Origin of the sequence: Rhodanobacter sp. Root480, from assembly GCF_001426645.1 — a bacterium.
Classification (GTDB): Bacteria; Pseudomonadota; Gammaproteobacteria; order Xanthomonadales; family Rhodanobacteraceae; genus Rhodanobacter; species Rhodanobacter ginsenosidimutans.
In genome coordinates this window covers 395,227-417,826 of sequence record NZ_LMEX01000001.1, presented here as the reverse complement: position 1 = coordinate 417,826, position 22,600 = coordinate 395,227, and the positions used below count along the sequence as shown (strand labels likewise).

At 65.5% G+C, this 22,600-nt stretch carries 21 protein-coding genes; 13 read left to right on the top strand and 8 right to left on the bottom strand.

Annotated elements, in window-relative coordinates; translation table 11 throughout:
• The first annotated feature begins 79 nt into the window (after positions 1-79).
• The 3 genes from ASD22_RS01990 to ASD22_RS01980 are packed head-to-tail and all read left to right on the top strand — an operon-like array spanning position 80 to position 2,489.
• A complete protein-coding gene (locus tag ASD22_RS01990; protein WP_056078240.1) occupies positions 80-1,033 on the top strand; it encodes an aspartyl/asparaginyl beta-hydroxylase domain-containing protein in 954 nt (317 codons plus the stop codon).
• Between the two features lie 55 nt (positions 1,034-1,088).
• Entirely contained in the window at positions 1,089-1,991 is a 903-nt protein-coding gene (gene sigJ, locus ASD22_RS01985) for an RNA polymerase sigma factor SigJ (protein ID WP_056078237.1), read from the top strand.
• A 39-nt stretch (positions 1,992-2,030) separates the two neighbouring features.
• Positions 2,031-2,489 carry a carboxymuconolactone decarboxylase family protein gene (locus ASD22_RS01980; protein ID WP_056078234.1) on the top strand — a complete coding sequence of 153 codons (459 nt, stop codon included), beginning with the start codon at positions 2,031-2,033 and terminating at the stop codon, positions 2,487-2,489.
• Between the two features lie 266 nt (positions 2,490-2,755).
• On the opposite strand, the gene ASD22_RS01975 is transcribed toward ASD22_RS01980, so the two are convergent.
• The 3 genes from ASD22_RS01975 to grxC all read right to left on the bottom strand — a co-directional run bounded on the left by ASD22_RS01975 (position 2,756) and on the right by grxC (position 4,569).
• Positions 2,756-3,769, bottom strand: a complete 1,014-nt coding sequence (locus ASD22_RS01975; protein ID WP_056078231.1) for an isocitrate dehydrogenase — start codon at positions 3,767-3,769, stop codon at positions 2,756-2,758.
• A 153-nt stretch (positions 3,770-3,922) separates the two neighbouring features.
• Positions 3,923-4,264, bottom strand: coding sequence for a carboxymuconolactone decarboxylase family protein (locus ASD22_RS01970; protein WP_235577570.1), 342 nt, complete (start codon positions 4,262-4,264; stop codon positions 3,923-3,925).
• A gap of 41 nt (positions 4,265-4,305) precedes the next feature.
• The gene (grxC, locus tag ASD22_RS01965; RefSeq protein ID WP_007082660.1) at positions 4,306-4,569 is read right to left on the bottom strand and encodes a glutaredoxin 3; all 264 of its coding nucleotides are present in this window, start codon (positions 4,567-4,569) and stop codon (positions 4,306-4,308) included.
• A 139-nt stretch (positions 4,570-4,708) separates the two neighbouring features.
• Here grxC and ASD22_RS01960 point away from each other — a divergent pair, with 139 nt between their 5' ends.
• The 8 genes from ASD22_RS01960 to ASD22_RS01925 all read left to right on the top strand — a co-directional run bounded on the left by ASD22_RS01960 (position 4,709) and on the right by ASD22_RS01925 (position 14,499).
• Positions 4,709-6,340, top strand: a complete 1,632-nt coding sequence (locus tag ASD22_RS01960; protein ID WP_056078226.1) for a M48 family metalloprotease — start codon at positions 4,709-4,711, stop codon at positions 6,338-6,340.
• A 411-nt stretch (positions 6,341-6,751) separates the two neighbouring features.
• Positions 6,752-7,441, top strand: coding sequence for a phosphate regulon transcriptional regulator PhoB (phoB, locus tag ASD22_RS01955; RefSeq protein WP_056078223.1), 690 nt, complete (start codon positions 6,752-6,754; stop codon positions 7,439-7,441).
• A 34-nt stretch (positions 7,442-7,475) separates the two neighbouring features.
• A complete protein-coding gene (phoR, locus tag ASD22_RS01950) occupies positions 7,476-8,708 on the top strand; it encodes a phosphate regulon sensor histidine kinase PhoR (RefSeq protein ID WP_056078221.1) in 1,233 nt (410 codons plus the stop codon).
• An 88-nt stretch (positions 8,709-8,796) separates the two neighbouring features.
• Positions 8,797-10,890: a polyphosphate kinase 1 gene (ppk1, locus tag ASD22_RS01945; RefSeq protein ID WP_082520152.1), complete on the top strand. Its 2,094-nt coding sequence runs from the start codon at positions 8,797-8,799 to the stop codon at positions 10,888-10,890.
• Positions 10,891-10,957: 67 nt separating this feature from the next.
• Positions 10,958-12,475 carry a Ppx/GppA phosphatase family protein gene (locus ASD22_RS01940; RefSeq protein ID WP_056078215.1) on the top strand — a complete coding sequence of 506 codons (1,518 nt, stop codon included), beginning with the start codon at positions 10,958-10,960 and terminating at the stop codon, positions 12,473-12,475.
• Positions 12,476-12,643: 168 nt separating this feature from the next.
• Positions 12,644-13,363 carry a peptidylprolyl isomerase gene (locus tag ASD22_RS01935; protein ID WP_056078212.1) on the top strand — a complete coding sequence of 240 codons (720 nt, stop codon included), beginning with the start codon at positions 12,644-12,646 and terminating at the stop codon, positions 13,361-13,363.
• 7 nt (positions 13,364-13,370) lie between these two features.
• The gene (locus ASD22_RS01930; protein ID WP_056078208.1) at positions 13,371-14,099 is read left to right on the top strand and encodes a UDP-2,3-diacylglucosamine diphosphatase; all 729 of its coding nucleotides are present in this window, start codon (positions 13,371-13,373) and stop codon (positions 14,097-14,099) included.
• Between the two features lie 112 nt (positions 14,100-14,211).
• Entirely contained in the window at positions 14,212-14,499 is a 288-nt protein-coding gene (locus tag ASD22_RS01925; protein WP_056078205.1) for a hypothetical protein, read from the top strand.
• Positions 14,500-14,538: 39 nt separating this feature from the next.
• On the opposite strand, the gene ASD22_RS01920 is transcribed toward ASD22_RS01925, so the two are convergent.
• Both ASD22_RS01920 and ASD22_RS01915 read right to left on the bottom strand, forming a co-directional pair.
• Complete coding sequence (locus ASD22_RS01920) at positions 14,539-15,462, bottom strand: sensor domain-containing protein (protein ID WP_056078201.1); 924 nt, start codon at positions 15,460-15,462, stop codon at positions 14,539-14,541.
• Entirely contained in the window at positions 15,459-15,824 is a 366-nt protein-coding gene (locus ASD22_RS01915) for a PadR family transcriptional regulator (RefSeq protein WP_056078198.1), read from the bottom strand. The genes ASD22_RS01920 and ASD22_RS01915 overlap by 4 nt, the downstream gene beginning before the upstream one ends.
• A 79-nt stretch (positions 15,825-15,903) precedes the next feature.
• On the opposite strand from ASD22_RS01915, the gene ASD22_RS16895 reads away from it, so the two are divergent.
• On the top strand, positions 15,904-16,089 hold the full coding sequence (locus ASD22_RS16895) for a hypothetical protein (RefSeq protein WP_200946308.1): 186 nt from the start codon (positions 15,904-15,906) through the stop codon (positions 16,087-16,089).
• A gap of 155 nt (positions 16,090-16,244) precedes the next feature.
• Here the strand turns inward: ASD22_RS16895 and ASD22_RS01910 are convergent, their stop codons facing one another.
• Both ASD22_RS01910 and ASD22_RS01905 read right to left on the bottom strand, forming a co-directional pair.
• Positions 16,245-17,357 (bottom strand): hypothetical protein, encoded by a 1,113-nt coding sequence (locus ASD22_RS01910; RefSeq protein ID WP_156458917.1) that lies wholly within the window; start codon positions 17,355-17,357, stop codon positions 16,245-16,247.
• 162 nt (positions 17,358-17,519) lie between these two features.
• Positions 17,520-18,449, bottom strand: a complete 930-nt coding sequence (locus ASD22_RS01905) for a LysR family transcriptional regulator (protein WP_056078194.1) — start codon at positions 18,447-18,449, stop codon at positions 17,520-17,522.
• A gap of 130 nt (positions 18,450-18,579) precedes the next feature.
• Here ASD22_RS01905 and ASD22_RS01900 point away from each other — a divergent pair, with 130 nt between their 5' ends.
• Entirely contained in the window at positions 18,580-19,287 is a 708-nt protein-coding gene (locus ASD22_RS01900; RefSeq protein ID WP_056080796.1) for an SDR family NAD(P)-dependent oxidoreductase, read from the top strand.
• A gap of 192 nt (positions 19,288-19,479) precedes the next feature.
• Here ASD22_RS01900 and ASD22_RS01895 read toward each other — a convergent pair whose 3' ends face one another.
• Positions 19,480-22,476, bottom strand: a complete 2,997-nt coding sequence (locus ASD22_RS01895; RefSeq protein ID WP_235577478.1) for a TonB-dependent receptor — start codon at positions 22,474-22,476, stop codon at positions 19,480-19,482.
• Positions 22,477-22,600: the final 124 nt, after the last annotated feature.

The following is a 22,600-nucleotide window of genomic DNA, read 5'->3' as shown; positions in this document are numbered from 1 at the left end:
ATGTCGCGCGGGGAATCAGCGGGGTCGAGCGCGTAGAATGGCAGGCTCCGAAATCCCTGCCACGGCTGCTCGCGTTGCCATGATCCTTACGCCCCGCCTCATTCTGCTCGCCGTATTCATATTCTTCGCCCTGTGCGTGCTGCTGGTGCACCTGCGCGGGCGCGTGCGGCTGCGCTTCGATCGTCAGCTGGTGGACCATTCGGCGGTGTTCGCGCCATACAACCTGCTGATGTACGCGTTCTCCGCGGTGCCGGCGAAACCCATCCTGGATCGCCGCGGCTTTCCGGAGCTGGATCTGCTGCAGGCCAACTGGCAGACCATCCGTGACGAGGCGCTGCATCTGACCGACGCCGGCCATATCCGCGGCACCACGGCCAACAACGACGCCAGCTTCAACAGCTTCATCAAGCAGGGCTGGAAGCGTTTCTACCTGAAGTGGTACGGCGAGCCGCTGGCCTCGGCCCAGGCGCTGTGCCCCAAGACGGTGGAACTGCTCAACGCCATCCCCGGCATCAAGGCGGCGATGTTCGCCACGCTGGCGCCCAACAGCAAACTCAACCCGCACCGCGATCCGTTCGCCGGCTCGCTGCGCTATCACCTCGGCCTGATCACGCCCAACTCGCGTGACTGCCGCATCTTCGTCGACGGCGAGGAACACGCCTGGGGCGACGGCAAGGACGTGGTGTTCGACGAGACCTTCGTGCACTGGGTGGAAAACAAGACCGACCAGACCCGCGTCATCCTGTTTGCCGATGTCGAACGCCCGCTGCGCACGCGCTGGATGAGCGCGATCAACCATCGCGTCGGAGCGTTCATGGGCAAGATAACGGCCTCACCCAACAGCGACACGGGCGCCGAGAAAACCGGCTTCGTGAACCGTCTCTACGCGCTCAGCCAGCGCAAGGGCGCCACCCACCGCTGGAAGACGGAGTTCAAACGCCGCCACCGGAAACTGTACAAGGCTGCCAAGTACGTCGGCATCCTGTTCCTGATGTGGCTGATCTTCCTGGCGCCGTGGCCGCTGTTTCACTGATCCCGTCACACGACGCGGCCGTCGCGCGTCCTTGATGTTTTGACGGAGAAAACCTTTGGACACACAAACCGCGCTGTTCCAGCAACATCGATCCCGCCTGTTCGGGCTGGCCTACCGCATGCTCGGCACGCCGGCCGATGCCGAGGACGTGCTGCACGATGCCTGGCTGCGCTGGGATGCGCAGGACGTCGATGCGCTGGATGACGCCGAAGCCTGGCTGGTGACCGTGACGACCCGGTTGGCGCTGGATCGCCTGCGTCGGGCCAAGACCGAGCGCGCGCACTACCCCGGCCCATGGCTGCCCGAACCGCTACTGGCCGACGCCGACCAGCCCGAGGCGCGGCTGGAGCGCGCCGAAAGCCTCACCCTGAGCTTCCTGGTGCTGCTGGAGCGGCTCAGCGCCGACGAGCGCGCCGCATTCCTGTTGCGCGAGATCTTCGATTACAGCCACGCCGAAACCGCGGCCATGCTGGACATCAGCGAGGACGCCTGCCGCCAGCGCGTGCATCGGGCGAAGCAACGCCTGCGCGATGAACGTCCGCGCCAGGGCGCACCCGACCACCATCGCCAGCATCGTTTGCTGGAGCGTTTCGCCGAGGCCCTGCGCACACCGGACATGGACACCTTGCGCGCGCTGTTCGCCGAGGACGCCGTGCACATCTCCGATGGCGGCGGCCTGGTCACCGCCACGCTGCGTCCGCTGCACGGGGCCGAACGGCTGGCTCGCCTGTATCTGCAGATCGCACTGCATCAGCAGGCCGATGGCGTGTGTCATGAAATCCATACGCTCAACGGTGCGCCCGCCTTGCTCAGCTGGCACGACGGCAACCTGATCAGCGCCAGCTGGATCGACGACGACGGCACCGGCATCAGCGCCATCCACGCCTTGCGCCACCCCGGAAAACTGGCCCGGCTGGCAGCTGTCACAAAATCGAAAGGTTCTGCGTCCTTGTATTGAACGGCCACCTCGGCCGCATCCACCACCAAGGAGTTCCCCATGTCATCGCGTCAATCCTCCGCCCCCACCGGCGACGCCATCAAGCCGCTGCTCGCCTTGGTCAAATACCTGCAAACCGGCAGCATCGAACGCCCCCTGATCGAACTGGTACTGATGCGCGCCTCGCAGCTCAACGGCTGCGCCTACTGCCTGGACATGCACAGCAAGGATGCACGCGCCGCCGGCGAAACCGAGCAGCGCCTGTATGTGTTGCAGGCGTGGCGCGAAGCGCCGTTCTACAGCGACCGCGAGCGCGCCGCACTGGCCTGGTGCGAGGCGGTCACCCGGCTCGACCCCATCCACGGCGTACCCGACGAGGTCTACGAGCAGGCCCGCGCGCAGTTCAGCGAGAAGGAACTGGGCGACCTGAACATGGCGGTGATCCTGATCAACGCCTGGAACCGCATCGCGATCCCGTTCCAGAGCATGCCGGGCTCGTACCAGCCGCCCAAGCACTGAGCCCCAACCACGAAAAAAGCCCAGGCAGTTCCTTCCCCCGTTGACGGGGACAAGATGGCAGGACTGCCATCTTGAGCAGCGAAGCTGCCCGAAGGGCGGATGCCATGCCATGGAAGGCATTCGTTCAAGGTGCCCGGAGGGCGGAAGGGGGAGCGCGGCAAAGCCGCGCTGGCTTTCCAGGCCGCCAAAAAAAGCGCCCCCATCAGCCCTTCGGGCAGCTTCCCCCGCTGCGCGGGGGAAGCAAGAACGGGATCTTCAGAAAATCCTCAGCCCTTGATGCGCTTCACCAGGGCATCGGCGAAGCTGTCGGTGCTGCCCTTGCCGCCGATATCGGGCGTCACGCTGTCGCGGTCGTTCGTCATGGTGTCGCGGATCGCCTGGCGCAGCTGGTCGCCCTTGGCCACCATGTCCAGGTAATCGAGCATGTCGGCGGCGGCCAGCAGCAGCGCGCAGGGGTTGGCGATGCCCTTGCCGGCGATGTCCGGCGCCGAGCCGTGCACGGCTTCGAAGATCGCCGCGTGCTCGCCGATGTTGTCGCCCGGCGCCAGACCCAGGCCGCCGACCAGGCCGGCACACAGGTCGGACAGGATGTCGCCGAACAGGTTGGTGGTGACGATCACGTCGAACTGCTCGGGACGCATCACCAGCTGCATGCAGGTGTTGTCCACGATCATCTCGTTGAACTCGATCTGCGGGTATTCCTTGGCGATCTCGCGCGCCACGTTGAGGAACAGGCCCGAGCTGGTCTTCAGGATGTTCGCCTTGTGCACCGCGGTGACTTTCTTGCGACCCTTCTTCACCGCCAGCTCGAACGCGTAGCGCACGATGCGGCTGCTGCCCTTGCGGGTGTTGCGCGCCACCGATTCGGCGATTTCGCCATCTTCGGACAGCGTCTGCCCTTCGGAGCGGTACGCGCCCTCGGTGTTCTCGCGCACGGTGATGATGTCGATGTTCTCGTAGCGCGACTTGGTGCCGGGGAAGCTCACCGCCGGGCGCACGTTCGCGTACAGGTCGAAATGGCGGCGCAGGGTCACGTTGACCGAGGTGAAGCCGCCGCCGATCGGCGTGGTCAGCGGGCCTTTCAACGCGACCTTGTGCTCGGCGATCTTGTCCAGCGTGGCCTTGGGCAGCAGGTCACCGTGCTTGTCCAGCGCCACCATGCCGGCGTCGACGAAGTCGTACTTCAGGCCGCAGTCCAGCGCGTCGAGCACGCGCAAGGTGGCGGTCATGATCTCGGGGCCGATGCCGTCGCCCGGGATCACCGCGATTGTGTTGCTCATGGGGGAAACTCCTTCGAATGGGGATACGCGACATCCGGACCGAACCTCGCGCGAAACCCATCAATTATCGCTGATAGGAGTGGCCGCCACCAGCGCGAAGCGGGCGCAGCGCCTTGAAAATACTCGCACGCAGCGTTGCATGATCCCGCAGGGTCAGGCGTGGTCGGGGCAACCCGCGGCGCCCGTGTCGGCGCTGCCCTGCTCCAGCTGGTCGAGCAGATCCACGGCCCGGCGCAGGTGCGGGATCACGATCGACCCGCCCACCACGAGGCCCACGCTGAACACCTCGAAAAACGCATCGCGCTCCACGCCGGCTTCCTTGCACTGGGCCACGTGGTAGCTGATGCAGTCATCGCAACGCAGTACCAGCGAGGCGACCAGGCCCAGCATCTCCTTGGTCTTCACGTCCAGCGCGCCGGCCTTGTAGGTTTGCGTGTCCAGCGCGAAGAAGCGCCGCACGACCTGGTTGTCCTCAGCCAGGATGCGCTCGTTCATGCGCTGGCGGAAGGCGGTGAACTCGGCCAGTCGATCGTCGCTCACGCGGCGTCACCGAGCAGTTGCGCCAGCTTGCCGCTGCGGTCGGCGGCGACAAGGTCGTCGAAGCCGCCCACGTGCTGGTCGTTGATGAAAATCTGCGGCACGGTACGGCGCCCGCCGCTGCGCTGGAGCATCGCGTCGCGCTGCACCGGGTCGGTGTCGATGCGCACTTCCTGCCACTCCAGCCCTTTCGACTTGAGCAGGTTCTTGGCGCCCACGCAGTAAGGGCAGACGGCAGTGGAGTAGATCTCGATCTTCGGCATTACGGCGCTCCAGGGGACGGTCAAAATGGTTCAGCCCACACATGCGTCCACGCCGAAGCCAAATCAAGCATGTACAGGGTGGCCGCGCGGCGCGAACCGCGCCCTCACCAAGTGGTCTGAATGATATTGTCGACCCCTCATGACCATGCCAGCACACCGCCGCGCTCCACGCCTCCTGTCCGCCTTGACTCGCGCCTTGCTGTGCGCGGGTTTGCTTGAGCCGGTGGCGATGGCGCAGGACAACGTTCGCCTGCCAGATCTGGGCAGTTCGGCGAATGCACTGATTTCGAAGCAGGAAGCGCAGGCCTACGGCGCCTCCATGCTGCGCCAGATGCGCGCGCTGGACATGGTGGTCGACGACCCGCTGGTGGACGATTACATCAACGACCTGGGCTTCCGGCTGGTTGCCGCCAGTGCCAAGCCGGACGAGCATTTTTCGTTCTTCGTGGTGAAGGACCCGGAGATCAACGCCTTCGCGGCGCCGGGCGGCTACGTGGCGGTGAACGCAGGCCTGGTGGCGATCACCCGCAACGAAAGCGAGCTGGCCGGCGTCATCGCGCACGAGATCGGCCACATCACGCAGAACCATCTGGAACGGGCCTTCGAGGCATCGCGCAAGGATGCCCCGCTGATGGCGCTGGTGTTGCTGGGCGCGCTTGCCGCGGGCGCCGCCAACAATGCCGGAGACGCGCCGATGGCGGTGCTGGCCGGCGGCCAGGGGCTGATCGCGCAACGGTCGATCAACTTCACCCGCAAGGATGAGGTCGAGGCCGACCGCACCGGCATCCAGACCCTGGCCAATGCGGGTTTCGACCCGCGCGGCATGGCCGGCTTCTTCTCGCACATGCAGGACGTGCTCAGCGCCAACACAGGCGGCATGGGCAATACACCCAGCATGCTGCAGGATCACCCGGTGACCTCGGCCCGCATCAGCGACGCCAAGTCGCGCGCCGGCGGCCTGATCGCCGCACAGAAGCTGCGGCCGAGCGGCAGCACCCTGGTCAAGAGCCAGTGGGAAAGCACCACCGCGCCGATCCCGTTCGTGCACGATGTCACCACCTTGTTCAGCCCCTCGGCGCAGCAGCGTGGCGAGACGTATGCGCTGATGCGCGAGCGCCTGCGCGTGCTGACTGGCGACGCCTCCAAGGAAGCGCTGCGCTACCGCTCGAATTTCGACAAGCGCGGCTTCGACACGCTCGCCACGCGCTATGGCTACGCGCTGGCGCTCACCCGCAGTGGTGATGGCACGCAGGCCATCGCGCAGTTGCAGCCGTTGATCGAAAAGCAGCCGGAGAACCTCATCCTGCAACTGGCGATGGCGGACGCCCGTTTCCAGGCCGGCCAGCGCGCCGCCGCGCTGGCCCTCTACGAAAAGCTCAACCTGCACTCGCCACGCAATCGCGCGGTGGCACTGGCGTACGCCCAGGCACTCACCACCGGTGGCGCGCCCGCACAGGCGGCGACCGCCGCGGAACTGTTGCGACCCCTGCTGAGCAATGCGGTGGAGCCACAGCTCTACACCGCCTACGCCCGCGCCTGTGAGAAAGCCGGCGACACCGAGCGCGCAGGCGAAGCATTCGCGGATGCCAGCTACTACTCGGGCCGCCCTTTCGACGCGATGGAACAACTCAAGCGCCTGCTCAAGCGCGACGACCTGGACTACTACGCCCGCGTCCGCATCCAGGCCCGCATCGCCGAACTCACGCCGCTGGTGCTGGAACTGCACAAGCGCAAGATCCAGACGGCGGATCGGCCTGATGGCGGCCAATAAGCGGGCGGAAAACTTTTCGAACCAGCCTGCACAACGCGAACTGAGCCCGAAGGCACCGTAACCCCCTCTCCCCTGCGGGGGAGAGGGTTGGGGAGAGGGGGCTGGTGCTCGCGGGAAAGACCTGTACTGCAGCTTTTCGGCGTCTTGGGGGCAACTTCGCTGCGGCTTCCCCGCAGCGTGTCCCCCTCTCCCTGCCCTCTCCCCGCAGGGGAGAGGGGATTACGGCATCTTTCGGTGCTGAGGCGTAGCGTTTGCGGTCTTTGTTTGGCTTGCATCGCCACACCGGGGAGCCCGAAGGTACAAGGCTGAAGTGCGGTGATTGCGGCAGCCCGCAACATTCACGCGCCTGTTGTCATCCCCACGTAACATTCATCCCCTGAAATATCCCCGTCACAAGCCAACGGCAGAACCGTGCACAAACGTATTCTCATCGTCGAGGATGAAGCATCCATTCGTGACATGGTGGCCTTCGCCCTGCGCAAGGCTGGCATGGACCCGGCCATGGCCGGCGATGCGCGCGAGGCGCAACTGGCCATCGCCGAACGGGTGCCCGACCTGATCCTGCTGGACTGGATGCTGCCGGGAACCAGCGGGCTGGAGCTGGCGCGGCGCTGGCGCAAGGAAGAGTTGAGCCGCGAGATTCCGATCATCATGCTCACCGCGCGCGGCGAGGAAGTGGATCGCGTCAACGGGCTGGAGGCCGGCGTGGATGATTACGTGGTCAAGCCGTTTTCCACCCGCGAGCTGATCGCCCGCATCAAGGCGGTGCTGCGCCGCAGCCACGGCGATGATGGCGACGGCATGCTGGAAGGTGGCGGCCTGCGCATCGATGGCCCCGCCCACCGCGTGTTTGCCGGTGACGATCCGGTGCCTATCGGCCCCACCGAATACCGCCTGCTGCATTTCTTCATGACCCACGCCGAACGCGTCTACTCGCGCGCGCAACTGCTGGATCACGTGTGGGGCGGCAGCGTCTACGTGGAGGAGCGCACGGTCGACGTGCATATCCGCCGCCTGCGCAAGACGCTGGAGCCGTGGAAGCTCGACGACCTGGTGCAGACGGTGCGTGGCAGCGGCTATCGTTTCTCCACCCGCGCCTGATGCACTCTTCCGCGCCACCGGACTGAAACGCCCGATGCCTTCCACGAAACCGTTCTGGCAATTGCCTGCCCTGCTCCTCGCCGGCCTTGTTGCGGGCGCATTGGTCGGTTGGCTGGCGGGCGGGCGCGTCATGACCGGCATCGCCCTGGTCGCGATCGCTGAAATCCTGGTGTTGCTGATCTACATCCGTCGCTCGACACAAACGACAACCACCGTCGACGTATCCGCGCCGCGCAAGTCGCGCCTGCTGGCCAGCCATCTGCGCGACCTGCATGCCACCGCCCGCCAGTGGCCCGACGCAGTGGTGATACTGGACAAGGATCAGCGCATCCGCTGGTTCAACCGGGCCGCGGAAACACTGCTGGGGCTGCACCGCCCGACCGACCGCGCCGTGCGCTGGCCCGAGCGCATGGCCGGCACCGAGCTGGCCGCATGCCTGGATCCAGGCAGCAGTGGACTGCCGTACGAAGTCACCGCGCCCGGCCAACCCGAAAGTCAGCTCAGCGTCGACCTGCTGCCGTTTGGCGATCAGCAGCAACTGTTGCTGGCGCGCGACGTCAGCCACATCAGCCGGCTCGAACAGATCCGCCGCGATTTCGTGGCCAATGTGTCGCACGAATTGCGCACGCCGCTGACGGTGATCCACGGCTACCTCGAACTGCTCGATCCCGAGGATGTGCCCGAACTGGCACCGGTGCTGACCGAGATGCGCTCACAATCCCGGCGCATGGGCCAGATCGTGGAAGACCTGCTCACCCTGTCACGGCTGGAAACCCAGCACGAGGTCACCGACGAACGCGTGCCGATGGCCGCGCTGCTGGCGATCGTGCACAAGGAGGCGCTGGCGCTGAGCCAGGGGCGGCACCAGATCGCGCTGGAATCCACCGCGGGAATGGACCTGCTCGGTTCGCCACGCGACCTGCATAGCGCGCTGTCCAACCTGGTCAGCAACGCGGTGCGCTACACGCCGAAGGGTGGCAGCATCACGATCCGCTGGCAGCGCACGCCCGAGGGCGCGCTTTATTCGGTCAGCGACACCGGCTTCGGCATTCCCGCCGCGCACCTGGCGCGCCTCACCGAACGTTTCTACCGGGTGTCGTCCAGCCGCTCGCGCGAAAGCGGCGGCACCGGCCTGGGCCTGTCCATCGTCAAGCACGTGCTGAACCTGCACCAGGCGCGATTGCAGATCGACAGCACGCCCGGCGTCGGCTCCACCTTCGTCTGCCATTTCGGACGCGCCCGCCTGTTGCCGCCGGAGCACGCTTGATGCCACGTGGCGCGCCTGTGCGGAAGCCCGCGCCAGCGTAATTCGCCGCCCGGATGTGCCGGGCCGGTACATGGGCCAGAATGCACGTATGCCCGATCAAACTCCCCCTGTTCCCGCCGACGTGGACTGGTCCGCCCCCGAGCTGTTTTTCAGCCGCGAGCTGGCCGCGCTGGAATTCAACTTCCGGGTATTGGCGATGGCGCGCGACGCCACCGTGCCGCTGCTGGAGCGCTTGCGCTACCTCAGCATCGTGGCCAGCAACCTGGACGAATTCTTCGAAGTGCGCGTGGCAATGCTCAAGCATCACCACGCCTACGGCTCCGCCGCGCCGGGGCCGGATGGCCTGCTGTCGGGCGAGTTGCTGTCGCGCATCCGCAGCCGGGTGCTGGACCTGGTGGCGCTGCAATACGCCACCTGGCAGGAGCAACTCAGCCCGCAGCTCGATGCGGCGCGCATCCACATCCTTACCCGCCAGCAGTGGGAGCCGCGCCAGCGCCGCTGGCTGCAGGGTTATTTCGAGCACGAAGTGCTGCCGGTGCTGTCGCCGCTGGGGCTGGACCCGTCGCACCCGTTCCCGCGCATCCTCAACAAGACGCTGAACATCGCGGTGGTGCTGAAGGGGCGCGATGCCTTCGGCCACGAGGGTCACATGGCGCTGGTGCGGGCGCCGCGCTCGCTGCCGCGGATCATCCGCCTGCCCGACGAGGTATGTGGCGAGGGCGACCATTTCGTGTTCCTCGCCGAGCTGCTGCAGGCGTTTGTCGACCTGATGTTTCCTGGCTTCAAGGTGGTGGGCTCGTACCAGTTCCGCGTCACCCGCAACAGCGAGCTGATGGTGGAAGAGGCGGAGATCGAGAACCTGGCGCTGGCGTTGAGCGAGGAGCTGATCGGCCGCGGTTATGCGCGGCCGGTGCGGCTGGAAGTCGCCGACGATTGCCCGAAATCGATCACCGCCATGCTGACCCGGAATTTCCAGTTGGAGGAAGCGGACGTCTACCGTTGCGACGGCCCGGTCAACATCATCCGCGCGGGCATGATCTATGAATGGGTCGACCGGACGGAGCTGAAATTTCCCCACTTCGTGTCGGAATTGCCGCCCGCGCTGGACGCCAGCCACAACAAGTTCGACCTGATCGCGCAACGCGACGTGCTGCTGCACCACCCGTACCAGAGCTTCGGCGCGGTGATCGACCTGCTGCGCCAGGCGTCGGTCGACCCGCAGGTGCTGGCGATCAAGCAGACGCTGTACCGCGCCGGCGAGGACACGCCGCTGGTCGACCTGCTGGTGGAGGCTGCCCGTCACGGCAAGGACGTGACCGTGGTGATCGAGCTGCGCGCGCGTTTCGATGAGGCGGCCAACATCCACCTGGCCACGCGGCTGCAGGAGGCCGGCGTGCAGGTGGTGTATGGCGTGGTGGGCTACAAGACGCACGCCAAGATGCTGCTGATCGTGCGCCGCGAGGGCGAGGTCCTGCGCCGCTACGCGCACCTGTCCACCGGCAACTACCACCAGGGCAACAGCCGCGTGTACACCGACATCGGCCTGATGACCGCCAACCCGGAAATCGGCGAGGACCTGCACAAGGTGTTCCAGCAGCTGTCGGGCCTGGGGCCGGTGATCGAGCTGAAACGGCTGCTGCATTCGCCGTTCACGCTGTACCCCAGCGTGGTGGCGAAGATCGAGCGCGAAACCGAACACGCCCGCGCCGGCCGCCCGGCCCGCATCGTGGCCAAGCTCAATGCGCTGAACGACGCGCGGGTGATCGGCGCGCTGTACCGCGCGTCGCAGGCCGGCGTGGAGATCGACCTGATCGTGCGCGGCGCCTGCACCCTGCGGCCGGGGCTGCCCGGCATTTCCGAACGCATCCGGGTGCGCTCGATCGTGGGCCGCTTCCTGGAACACAGCCGCGTGTACTGGTTCGCCAACGATGGCGACCCCGACCTGTATTGCGCCAGCGCCGACTGGATGGAGCGCAACCTGATGCGCCGCATCGAGATCGCCTTTCCCATCCTCGACCCGGACCTGGCCGCCCGCGTGTTCGAGGAAACGCTGGCGAACGGCCTGGCCGACAACACCCAGGCCTGGCTGCTCGACAGTGATGGCCATTACGTTCGCGCCGAACCCGGCGACGATCCGCCGTACAGCGCCCAGCGGGCCTTGCTGCAGCGGTTCTGCGCATGAGCGGCTATTGCTGCATTGCGCCATCCGCGTGCGAGAATGCGCGCCCGGCACCCCACGGAGTACGCGCTTGAGCCCGGCGGAACAAACCCCCATTCGCGACGGCGAGCTGATCGCCTCGGTGGACATGGGTTCCAACAGTTTCCACATGGTGGTGGCCCGGGTCGAACACGGCGAACCGCGCGTGATCGACCGCCTGCGCGACACCGTGCGCATGGCCGCCGGCCTGCGTGCGGACGGTTCGCTCGACGCCGCCCACCGTACCCGCGCGCTGGCCTGCCTGGCCCGTTTCGGCCAGCGCATCGCCGGGCTTCCGGCCCTGCGGGTGCGTGCGGTCGCCACCAATACCGTGCGCCGGCTGGCGTCGCCGCAGGTTTTCCTGACCGCGGCCGAGGCGGCGCTGGGGCACCCTATCGAGATTGTCTCCGGGCGTGAGGAAGGCCGGCTGATTTTCCTCGGCGCCGCGCACGACCTGCCCGCCTCGCGCGAACCGCGACTGGTGATCGACGTGGGCGGTGGCAGTACCGAGTTCATCATCGGCCGTGGCCTGGCGCCGCTGCACACCGAGAGCGTGCAGGCGGGCTGCATCGCCTCGACGCTGCGCTTCTTCCCCGGCGGCAAGCTCACCCGCAAGCGCTGGCAGCGCGCCACCAGCGACATTGGCGTGCTGCTGCAGCAGTTTGCCGAGGATTTCCGCGAATCGGGCTGGCGCGACGCGTTCGGTTCATCGGGCACCGCCAAGTCGATCGGCGCGGTGGTGCAGGCGATGAAATTCTCCGACGACGGCATCACTCCCGCAGCGCTGGCTTCACTGCGCGATGTGCTGCTGGAACAGGGCAACATCAACGCGATCAAGCTGCCCGGCCTGGTCGAGGAACGCGTGCCGGTGATCGCCGGCGGCCTGGTGGTATTCGAGGCTGCTTTCGCCGCACTGGGCATCGAGCGCCTGCAGGTTTGCGAAAGCTCGATGCGCGAAGGCGTGTTGTGGGATCTGCTGGGCCGCGCCGGCGGCAGCGACCCGCGCACCGCCAGCATCGACGCCCTGGCCGCCCGCTACGGCGTCGATCGCGCGCAGTCACGACGGGTGGAAGCGACCGCGCTGAATCTGTTCGACCAGGCGGCCAAGCCCTGGAAACTGGCCGCCGATGCGCGCGAGTGGTTGTCCTGGGCCGCGCGGGTGCACGAGATCGGCCTGGCTATCGCGCACAGCCAGCACCACCACCACGGGGCGTACATTCTGCGCCACGCCGACCTGGCCGGTTTCTCGCGACAGGAGCAGCAACTGCTGGCCGCGGTGGTCGAACTGCACCGGCGCAAGCCTGACAAGAGCGTGGTCTCCGCGTTGCCACAGCGCTACCGGCAACTGGCACGCCATATCACCGCGTTGCTGCGGCTGGCCGTGCTGTTCCGTCGCGCCCGCCGCGCCGAGTCGCTGCCGCCAATGCGCCTGACCGCCACGCGCCAGCGCCTGCGGCTGGCACTTCCCGCCAGCTGGCTCGATCAGCACCCGCTGAGCGAAGCCGACCTGCAGCACGAGCAGGCGCCGATGACGGAACTCGGCCTCACCCTCGAAATCACCCGTAGCTGATCGACTCCCCAGCCCTCCCCTGCAGCGCAGGGGAGGGCTGGGGACAAGGCAGCTTTTGCTCTCCCCACCCAACCCAGGCAATCTCCTGCCGATCAATCCCCCGCGTCCGTGCCTTCCAGCAAGCCTGCCGCGTATCATGGCCGGCACGTCCCAAAACGTTGATTGCCCATGTTCAAGACCGTTCTCGCCGCCCTCCTGCTGCTCGTGCCGCTGTCCTTGCAGGCACAAACGGCCAAGCCCGCATCACCCGCCGAAGCCGCAACGACCGCCCCCGCGCCACCTCCGCAGGTGCTGCTGAAAACCTCCCAGGGCGACATCACACTGGAGCTGTACCCGGACAAGGCACCGAAAAGCGTGGCCAATTTCCTGCAGTACGTGCGCGACGGTTTCTACAACGGCACCCTGCTGCACCGGGCGATCCCCGGTTATCTGGTGCAGGGCGGCCTGTACACCCGCGACCTGCAGCCCAAGCGCACGCGCCCGGCCGTGGCCAGCGAGGCGGACAACGGCCTGTCCAACCTGCGCGGCACCGTGGCGGTGGCGCGCGGCGCCGATCCCAACTCCGGCACCGCGCAATTCTTCTTCAACCTGGTCGACAACCGCCGGCTGGATTTCGTGGGCAGCCAGAGCGGCCTGACCTGGGGCTATGCCGTGTTCGGCAAGGTCATCAAAGGCATGGACGTCATCGACAAGATCGCCGCCCTGCCCAGCCGCGCGCTGGGCCCGTTCGCGGGCGATGTGCCCAACCCGCTGGTGGTGATCGAGAACGCCCACGTGATCGGCGAGGAGCCACCGGCTTCGGCCAGCAGCGCGGCGCCGGCCGAGGCGGCACCCGCCAGGACGACCGCCAGCAAGGGGAAGAAATCCGCCAAGCCGGCCAAGGGCTGATCCGTCAATGACCACCCTGTTCATCGCCGACCTGCACCTTGACCCGGCCCGCCCGCAGATCACCGAACTGTTCGAACGCTATCTGGCCAGCGACGAAGTGCGCCAGGCCGACGCGCTGTACATCCTGGGCGACCTGGTGGAAGCGTGGATCGGCGACGACGATGACGCCGAACTCCCCGCCCGCATCGCCCGCGCCACCCGCGGCGTGCGCGACGTCGGCGTGCCGGTGTACTTCATGGTCGGCAATCGCGACTTCCTGCTCGGCCAGGATTTCGCCAACCGCGCCGGCTTCGAGTTGCTGGATGACGGCACCGTGCACACCCTGCATGGCCAGCCCACCCTGCTGATGCACGGCGACGTACTGTGTACGGATGACGTCGCCTACCAGGCCGTGCGCCAGCAGGTGCGCACGCCGCAGTGGCAAGCACAGGTGTTGTCGATGCCGCTGGACGCGCGCCGCGCCTTCGCCGCCAAGGCGCGCGAAGACAGCCGCGCCCACACCGGCAGCACCATGGAAACCATCATGGACGTCAACGCCGAAGCCGTCGCCGACAGCATGCGCCAGGCCGGCGTGACGCGACTGATCCACGGCCATACCCACCGCCCCGCCGTGCACCGGTTTCAACTGGACGGCCAAACCGCCGAGCGGATCGTGCTTGGCGACTGGTACGAGCACGGCTCGGTGCTGAAGGTCGATGCGAACGGCGCCACGCTGCACGGCCTGGGCGCTGAGTGAACCACCCGCGGCATCGCGTTTGCACCAGCTGACCGCGAGCCGAACGGCATCACCTTGCGCATACGCGCTGCTGACCAGCATCGGGACTCCACCGACAACGGAGTATCGACCCATGCCCATGGTTCGCTTTCGCCTGACCGGCGCCCGTGCCGACGCCGACGCCATGATCGCCGCCCTGCACGGCATCAACGACATCGAACACGTCGAGGAAATCGACGACGTGATGACCGGCATGCGCGATGATTCCAGCTCCAGCGACTCGATAAGCGACAGCGAAGCCCAGCTCTACCGCATCGAGGTCGAGGCGCCCAGCGACGAGCTCGCCGACAACGTCCGCGTCAACGCCGAAGCACTGGCCCACCAGTTGGACGCGGGCATCGAGTTCACCGACGAATTCTGAAGGCGCTACCCGACGCGCGCGCCCCCCGGCATGGCGGCCTCAGTCCGCCGCGCGCGGCACCAGCATGTGCTTGGCCAGATACCCGTGCAGCCGCCCGATCCCCCGTGCCAGGTGCAGTGTGGCAAAGAGCAGCAACACGCCAACCACGCTCGCCGCCAGCACATCTCCCAAGCCCGGCGGGTGCGAACCGAAGCCCCAGTCGATCATGACGCGGTGGTCCACATAGAGTCCGCCCAGCCAGTCGTGGCGGAAAAGCAGCGCCAGCGGAAATGCGATCAGCCCCACGGCGACGCCGAGCAAGGTTACGGCCAGCGTGAAATACGCCACACCCAGCGGCAGCATCAGCCACATGTAGCAAAGCGTGGTCCAGGTATGCACATCGCTGAACATGCGGCCGATCCGTTGCATCAGCGTCGTGCCCTGCGTGGGATACACCGGCCGGCGCGGCATGCGCACACCGAGCATGGCCTCCACGATGCGCCCTTCCACCAGTGACAGCACACGCACGCTGCCGAAGAACAACACGATGAACGGCAACCCGATGATCAGCACCGACAACCCCGCCGACAACGCCAACCCGGTCACCGTCCATGTGAAATAGAAAATGCCGGTCGCCAACGCCAGCACCATGTAGAACAGGGCGCCGTAGGTGCGCGCATCGACCGCCACACCAAAGAAACGCCCGATCAGCGAGCGCCGCCGCGGTACCGGTGGCGGGCGCAATGCACGCTGGATGGTGACCTCCTGGTCCCGGTAGATTTCGGCCACTTCATCCGGTGCGCCATAGCTGCCCACCACCTGTTCCAGCATGGTCGCTTCGTCACGGCCAGGCTGATCGGCCAGCTCCGCGCGTAGATGCTCCTCGGCGTCATACAACGCATCCTGGATCAACGCCGGGTCGGCGCCACGCAAGGCAGCACGCAACTGGCTGAGGTATTCGACGATGCTGTGTGGCGTACTCATGACACCCCTCCTTGCAAAACGTTGTCGACACAATCGCGCGTGGCACTCCACGCCGCGGCCCAGGCACGCAAGGCCTCGCGTCCCGGTTTGGTGATGCGGTAATAGCGCCGCGGCGGACCGCTGATGGACGGCTCCACCTCACTGGCCAGCAACCCCGCTGCCTCCAGGTTGCGCAACACCGGATACAGCGCACTCTGCTTGCCCGCCAGCACGCCCTCCCCCGATGCCTCCAGTTGCTTGGCGATCTGGTAGCCATACATGGGCCGGCGCGCCTGCCCCAGAATCGCCAGCAGCACCAGCGATACCGTCCCGCTGGAAAGCTCCTTCTGGAATTTCTTCAGTTGGTTGGCACTGTCATCCACAAGTTGGCCCTCCCCACCGAACTTGGTGGAGTCAACGATAGTATGAAGTTATGCATAGTGGATGAGCCGGAAGTCATGCGTGCGCTCACCATCGCATCAACTCTTGAGCGCGTTGAGCGAGAACACGAGTACGAATAGCGTGCTGAGGGCACGCGGTTTGATCGGCGCCGATCCCAACTCCGGCACCACCCAATTCTTCTTCAACCTGGTCGACAACCGCGGGCTGGATTTTGTGGGTAGCCCGAGCGGGCTGAGCTGGGGTTAGCCGTGTTCGGCAAGGTCACCAAGGGCATGATGTGGTCGACAAGATCGCCTGCCCTGCTGTGCACCGGGCCCGTTCGCGGGCGACATGCCCAATCCGCTGGTGGTGATCGAGAACGCCCACACGATTGGCGATCGGTCGCGCGGCCCGCTTTTCCCTTACCCGCTGGAGGCTACCAGCGAAAGCTTGGCGCCGATTCTTTCAGAAAATTTCTGGGCATTGCGGTAAATCGTGGTCCCACGCTGGGTCGCCACGCATACTTCCTTGATGTTGCCCTTGAACGGCAGCGCCGAGAACACGTGCGCTTCAAGCAGGCTGTAAACATCGGTCGTGTTGCCCAATTGTTTGCCGTAGTAGCAGGTCTTCACCAGGTCGGGTAAGTACTGTGCGCTGGTGTTGGTGGCAATGATGGCTCCGAGCGTGCCATAGGGCACCTGCAGGCTCGTATCCTGGCCCAGCGACTCGCTGTAAAACGTATCGCCGGGGAAATACAGTGCATTGACCTTGAACTTGGGATTGAGGACCAGAAAACTGTGCCCGTACGACACTGAGCTTCCGTTGGGCCTGAAGGCCCAATTGAGTGCCGCGAAAACCTGCTTGGTCTTGGGATTGAAGTACGGGTTTCCGGATTCGATGGTTTTCGCGATCTGCTGGCCAAAGTCGTCGGCGTAGACATCCTTTTGCAGATGCGGGTCCTGGCGACCAAACGCCATCTGGTTCCGGATACGCTGGCCGCTCTGCAGGCCAGGCATCAAGCCTCGGCGAGTGACAGCGCCCGGTGAAGGCTGGCTTGGCCGGGCGGGGCCATTCCAGGCCTTCGGCAACGTCACCACATCATCGACCCTGGCGCGAACGGCGGCGGGATCCTGGGCGGTCGATGCAAGCACGCCGCGGCCCAGGGCGGCGCTGTTCCGTTCGTAGGTCTGCGTGTAGGAGTCGTAGTTGTTTTCCTCGGTGAACCACGCGTCGGCCTTGAAGTTGATGGTGAGCTCCGAGCTCTGCAGCCGCTTCTGGATCTTGTGGTAGACCTCCAGCCACTTGTCGCCCTTCATATCCACCCCGGGCAACTCTTTTGCCAGAATCACCTTGATGCGCTCCTCCAGGGCCGGATCACGCCGGTAGAGTTCCGTCTGCCGCGCTTTGACGAAGTGCTGCTGCACCAGCCCCGCTGAAGGCCCCAGCGTTTGCGGCTTGTCCCAGAATCTCGACATGTTTGTCCCCTTGATTTGTTCGGCCTGCGGTCGCGCCCCACCCGCATTGGCAACGCTCAACGGGGATTCAGCCAAGCCGCCAAAACTACGCCGAAACTGCGATCCAGACAACGAGAAGAAGCGAACCGGGTGGGCAGCGACAACAAGGAATTGATGGCGGCTCGCCGCACAACAGTTCCATCGCTCAAGACCTGCCTCGGCGCAGCGAATGTCCCGTTGGTTTCAAGCGTCTGGATAAGCCACGTGGCACAAAGACGTCACCATTTGCCGAAGCCAGGCATGCGCGGGGTCGGCGTCCATTCGCGGATGCCACAGGGCCGAGATGCTTATTTCCGGCGTCTGCACCGGGAGTTCGAAGCTCTGGAGTCCGACTGTCATTGCCGGATGGTTCGCGAGCCCATGACCGAGACAGAAGCTCGGCACCAGGGCCACCAGGTCGGAATGACTTGCCAGCCGCATCGCATCGGCGTGTGCCGGCACCACGACGGATATCGTGCGATGCAGTCCCAATGCTTCGAGGGCGTCATCGACCGGCCCGGTGACGTGCGCCTTTCGTGACACGACCACGTGACGGCAGGCGGCGTAACGCCTGGCGGTCACGCTCCGTCCCGCCAACAGGGCATGCCCTGTGCGGACGACGCCGACGAAGCGGTCATGGAACAGGAGTTGGCTGCGCATCTCCGGTGCGGACGACTTGATCACGCCGATCTCCAGATCGATCAGACCTTCGCGCAATGGCGCGGCGTCCTTGTTCGGTTTCGGCGCAAAGCGCAGGCGAACGCGTGGAGACGCTTCCGCGATGGCGGCGCACAGAGGCACGGAAAAGAACTGGATGAAGGCTTCGTTGGCGCGGATGGTGAACGTGCGCTCCAGTGCGGCGACGTCCAGCGGATCGTTGCGCGGCCGCAGAGTTGTCTGCACTTCCCGCGTCAACGCATGGACGCGATCGCGCAGCGATGCCGCGTAGGGCGTCGGTACCAGCCCACGCCCCGCGCGCACCAGCAACGGGTCGCCGGTGGCCGCGCGCAGGCGCGTGAGCGTGCGGCTCATCGCCGATGTACTCAAACCGAGACGGCGCGCTGCAGCCGTAACACTGCCCTCGGCAAGCAACACGTCGAGTGCAACCAGAAGATTCAAATCCACGTTTTCCATGCGGCGAGCTTAAGTCATCCAGCTCGTAATACATGGCGTTTCACACAACCATGGGTTGCATCTGATGCGTCTGGCGCCTTCCCTGTTCACCTGCCACGATCGCCGCGGTCTACATCAAGCGGAGAAAATCATGGCAGCTGAATCCACCGGCGGCAGCGTGCTCATCATCGGCGCATCGCGCGGGCTGGGGCATGCGATGGCTACCGAATTTCTGGATAGAGGGTGGCAGGTGGTTGGCACGGTTCGGGGAGCGGGTCGTACGTTGCTGCACGAATTGGCGGATGAAAACCCGGGCCGGGTCGAGATCGCCTGTCTCGATATCACGGCGCCGCAACAGATGGCGGCGCTGCATGACCGCTTCGCCTCACGCCGCTTCGACATCCTGTTCGTGAATGCCGGCACAGCCAACAAGCATCAGGACGAGACGATCGCCGATGTCTCGACGGAGGAGTTCGTCGAGGTGATGGTGACCAATGCACTCGGCCCGATGCGTGTCATCGAAGCGCTGCAGGATCTGGTGACCGTCACGGGGTTGATCGGCGTGATGTCATCCGGCCAGGGCAGCGTTGGCAACAACGAAAAGGGCGGGCGTGAAATTTATCGGGCCAGCAAGGCTGCGCTGAACCAGTGCATGCGCAGCTACGCCGCCCGCCATGCGGGTGAACGGCGCGCCTTGTTGTTGATGGCTCCGGGCTGGATCCGCACCGACCTCGGCGGGCCGGATGCGCGGTTCAGCATGGAGGAAACCGTTCCGGACATCGTGGATGTGGTCATCGGCAAGCAGGGCAAGCCTGGCTTGGAGTATCTGGATCGGTTTGGTGAGGTGGTGGTTTGGTGAGGCTGCGAGCTTGAGGGGGCTCTATCGGTGAAGTGCCCCCATCCGCCCTGTCGGGCACCTTCCCCCGCGAGCGGGGGAAGGAAGCTGGCTGTTTCGAGGAGCCTGAAGGCTTCCTTCCTCCGTGCAACGGGGGAAGGTGCCCACAGGGCGGATGGGGGCGCTCTTTCCCAGCGCCCCCGAAAACATCCCCGCCTAGAACGTCATCCGCAGCGTCGCCGCGTAGCGACGATCATTCACGTACCACGAGGTGACGCGGCTGCCGGCGCCGTTCTGGTCCATGATCGTGCGCTGCTCGGCGTTGTTGAGGTTGTTCACTTCCAGGCCAAGCTGCAGGTGCTCGGTGAACTTGTAGAAGATCGAGCCGTCGAGCTGGCCGAAGTCGTCGCTGTACACCGGCAGTTTCCAGTCGATGCCGCCGTCGCCGCCGTTGTAGCCGTTCGGGCCCACCGAGAGCAGGTACTTGCTGCGCCAGTTGTAGGCCAGGCGGATCTGCCACGGACCCTTCTCGTAGAACGCCGCCACATTGAAGGAATTCTTCGACAGGCCATCGGCAGGAAGCGTGCCGAACAACGAACCATCCGTGTCACGCGGAACCGTGTCCGAGCTGTTGGGCACCTTGGTGGTGCTGTCGATATAGGTGTAGTTGGCCGACATGCCCAGGCCGCTGAAGGCGCCCGGCAGGAAATCGAAGAACTGGTTCCAGCCCAGCTCCACGCCCTGGATCTTGGCCTTGCCCACGTTGACCGGGCGGGTGATCAGGTAGTCGTAGCTGTTGCCGTCCGCGCCCGGGAAAGCCACCTGGCGGGCTTCACGGCGGAAATAGTCCTTCACGTCCTTGTAAAAGAAATTCGCCCATGCCATGCCGCCGTGGTCGGGGTCGAAGTACCACTCCAGCGAGAGATCGTACTGGTTGGCCCGCATCGGCTTCAGGTACGGGTTGTCGTAGGAGCTGCCGGCCAGGTCCAGCTGCGAGACCGGCAGGCTGCTGCCGTCGGTGGGTGCAGTGACGCCCTGCTTGGTGCCGGCGGTGAGCATCTGGTACGCCTGCATGTCGCCGAAGTTGGGACGGGCGATGGCCTTGGACGCCGCCACGCGCAGGATCAGGTTGTCCGCCATTTCCCAACTCGCGTTGAGGCTGGGCAGTACGTCGGTATAGGCGTTCTTGGCGTTGATCGGCTCGGACTGGCCGCTGCCGAGATAAGGCGCATAAGCCACGTTCGGATAGATCAGGAAGCCCTTGGCCTCATTCTCCGTACGCACCACGCGCACACCCACGTTGCCGTCGAAGCGCCATTCGTCCACGCCGAAATTGAGCATGGCGTACGCGGTCCGGGTGTTCTCGTGCTGGTCGTTGGTGTACTCGCCGCCCGGCTCGCGTTCGGCGAAGCCGTTCTCATAGCCGCTGCCCGGGACGTAATACGGGCTGGCCGCATCGTGGATCGCGTGGTAGCTGCCCGGATAGCCCAGCGCGGTGGCCAGCACCGGGGCGTAGAACGCGCCGGGCACGCCGGCGCCGCCGCGATAGAAGTTGTCGAAGGTGTCCAGGTGCACCAGGTCGGAGTTGACCTTGTCGTTCAGATCCAGCGAAGGCATCTGGTCGGTGGGCACTGCCCACCACGCCATCCAGGTCTGGAACACCGGCTGCCAGTTGTAGCCGGTGTCGATATTGGTGGCCTTGCGGGTGGTGGTGCGCACGCCGGCCTTGATCGAGCGGAAGAACGTGCTGTCGAAGCTCTGCTTGATGTCGGCGCGCCAGGCAAACTCGTCGGCCCGGTTTTTCACCACGTCTTCCATGGTGAAGCCCCAGTAGTAGTTGGCCGGGTTGGTGGTGAAGCCCTGATCCACGCCGATGGAGGGCACGCCACCCAGCCCCACGTCGATGTAGGGCACGTTGACGCCCAGCGCGATGGTGGAGTCCAGCGCCCGGGTATCGGCCTTGATGTACTGCAGGTCGGTGGAGAACTCGGTGTTGTCGGCGATGCGCCACTTGAAGTTGATCGCGTAATCCGTGGTCTTGGATTTGCGGTGCGAGGCGCGGATGTCCGTGCCCATCGGCACGCCGCCCGGCTGGGTGAGGTAGCCGGACTTGAACACGTTGCCGTCGAGGTCGTACGGGTGGCTGGTGTCCAGCGCCACCTGGGTCGGGTCGTTGGAGACGAAGATCGCATCCTCGTTCCACAGCTCGTCATAGCGGCTCTGGAAGACGGTGGCGGCGAGGTCCATGTCGTCGTTGGGCTTCCACTGGAAGGCCACGTAGGCGCCGTCGCGTTTGCGCTCGTACTGCAACGCGCGCCAGTCGGCGCCGCGGGGCAGCCACAGTTCGTCGCCGGTGCCGTCGCCATCCACGTCGGTGTTGGCGTTCTTGAAGAACGGCCGCACGAACAGGCCATCGGTGCGCGTGGCCAGCTCGGAGTGGGCCACATCGACCAGGATGCCGAACTCGCCGGCGTCGGTCTTCCAGCGGTTGCTGTACAGCGCCGAGGCGGAAGGCTTGTACTTCTTGACGAAGTCGCCGTAGTTCTCGCTGAGCGAGAAGCTGACCTTCTGCCCCTCGAAGTCGAACGGCATGCGCGTACGCAGGTTCACCGTGCCGCCCAGGCCGCCCTCGATCATCTCGGCGGTCTGGTTCTTGTAGACGTCCACGCCGCCCATCAATTCGGAAGGCACGTCCTGGAAGCTGAGGTTGCGGCCGCCGGAGGCGGAGAAGCTGTCGCGGCCGTTGAGTTCGGAACGCACCTGGGTCAGGCCGCGAACCTGCACGCCGTTGCCCTCGGCGGAGAAATGCTCCGGATCGCCGACGGAAAGAAAGTGGTCGATGGTGACGCCGGGAATGCGCGACAGCGTCTCGGTGACGCTGCGGTCCGGCAGTGCGCCGATGTCCAGCGCGGTGACCGAATCGACAAAGGTGTCGGCATAGCGCTTGATGTCCTGCGCCCGCTCCACCGATGCGCGGATGCCGGTGACGCTGACCGCGCTGAGCTCGGTGGCCTGCTTCTTTTCCTGCGCGGTCTTTTGCTGTGCGCCATCCTGCGACGTGGTTTGCGTGGTGTCTTGCGTGGTGTCCTGCGCATGTACAGGGCCACTGAGCACGAGGGCGATGCCCAATGCCAGCACCGTGGGTTGCAGGCCGAGCCTGGTGACACGACGTGCACGATAAGCGGCCGCAGAGCGGCCAAGACGCATTGACATGAATATTCCTCCCCGGAAATTCTGATTTGATCGGTGCGTTGACACCGGTGTGCCCGCTGGAAGCAACGCCGGCGCAGCCCCTCCGCTGCGGTCGTCGTCACCTTCCCCGAGGGGTTTTCGCAAC

What these genes read in the sequence shown, in the direction of transcription:
- ASD22_RS01935 (WP_056078212.1), top strand. Translation starts at nt 12,644, where the DNA reads ATGTTCAAGACCGTTCTCGCCGCCCTCCTGCTGCTCGTGCCGCTGTCC.
- ASD22_RS01990 (WP_056078240.1), top strand. Translation starts at nt 80, where the DNA reads ATGATCCTTACGCCCCGCCTCATTCTGCTCGCCGTATTCATATTCTTC.
- ASD22_RS01895 (WP_235577478.1), bottom strand. Translation starts at nt 22,476, where the DNA reads ATGTCAATGCGTCTTGGCCGCTCTGCGGCCGCTTATCGTGCACGTCGT.
- ASD22_RS01905 (WP_056078194.1), bottom strand. Translation starts at nt 18,449, where the DNA reads ATGGAAAACGTGGATTTGAATCTTCTGGTTGCACTCGACGTGTTGCTT.
- ASD22_RS01930 (WP_056078208.1), top strand. Translation starts at nt 13,371, where the DNA reads ATGACCACCCTGTTCATCGCCGACCTGCACCTTGACCCGGCCCGCCCG.
- ASD22_RS01920 (WP_056078201.1), bottom strand. Translation starts at nt 15,462, where the DNA reads ATGAGTACGCCACACAGCATCGTCGAATACCTCAGCCAGTTGCGTGCT.
- ASD22_RS01900 (WP_056080796.1), top strand. Translation starts at nt 18,580, where the DNA reads ATGGCAGCTGAATCCACCGGCGGCAGCGTGCTCATCATCGGCGCATCG.
- ASD22_RS01975 (WP_056078231.1), bottom strand. Translation starts at nt 3,769, where the DNA reads ATGAGCAACACAATCGCGGTGATCCCGGGCGACGGCATCGGCCCCGAG.
- ASD22_RS01980 (WP_056078234.1), top strand. Translation starts at nt 2,031, where the DNA reads ATGTCATCGCGTCAATCCTCCGCCCCCACCGGCGACGCCATCAAGCCG.
- ppk1 (WP_082520152.1), top strand. Translation starts at nt 8,797, where the DNA reads ATGCCCGATCAAACTCCCCCTGTTCCCGCCGACGTGGACTGGTCCGCC.
- ASD22_RS01970 (WP_235577570.1), bottom strand. Translation starts at nt 4,264, where the DNA reads ATGAACGAGCGCATCCTGGCTGAGGACAACCAGGTCGTGCGGCGCTTC.
- grxC (WP_007082660.1), bottom strand. Translation starts at nt 4,569, where the DNA reads ATGCCGAAGATCGAGATCTACTCCACTGCCGTCTGCCCTTACTGCGTG.
- ASD22_RS01925 (WP_056078205.1), top strand. Translation starts at nt 14,212, where the DNA reads ATGCCCATGGTTCGCTTTCGCCTGACCGGCGCCCGTGCCGACGCCGAC.
- ASD22_RS01960 (WP_056078226.1), top strand. Translation starts at nt 4,709, where the DNA reads ATGACCATGCCAGCACACCGCCGCGCTCCACGCCTCCTGTCCGCCTTG.
- phoR (WP_056078221.1), top strand. Translation starts at nt 7,476, where the DNA reads ATGCCTTCCACGAAACCGTTCTGGCAATTGCCTGCCCTGCTCCTCGCC.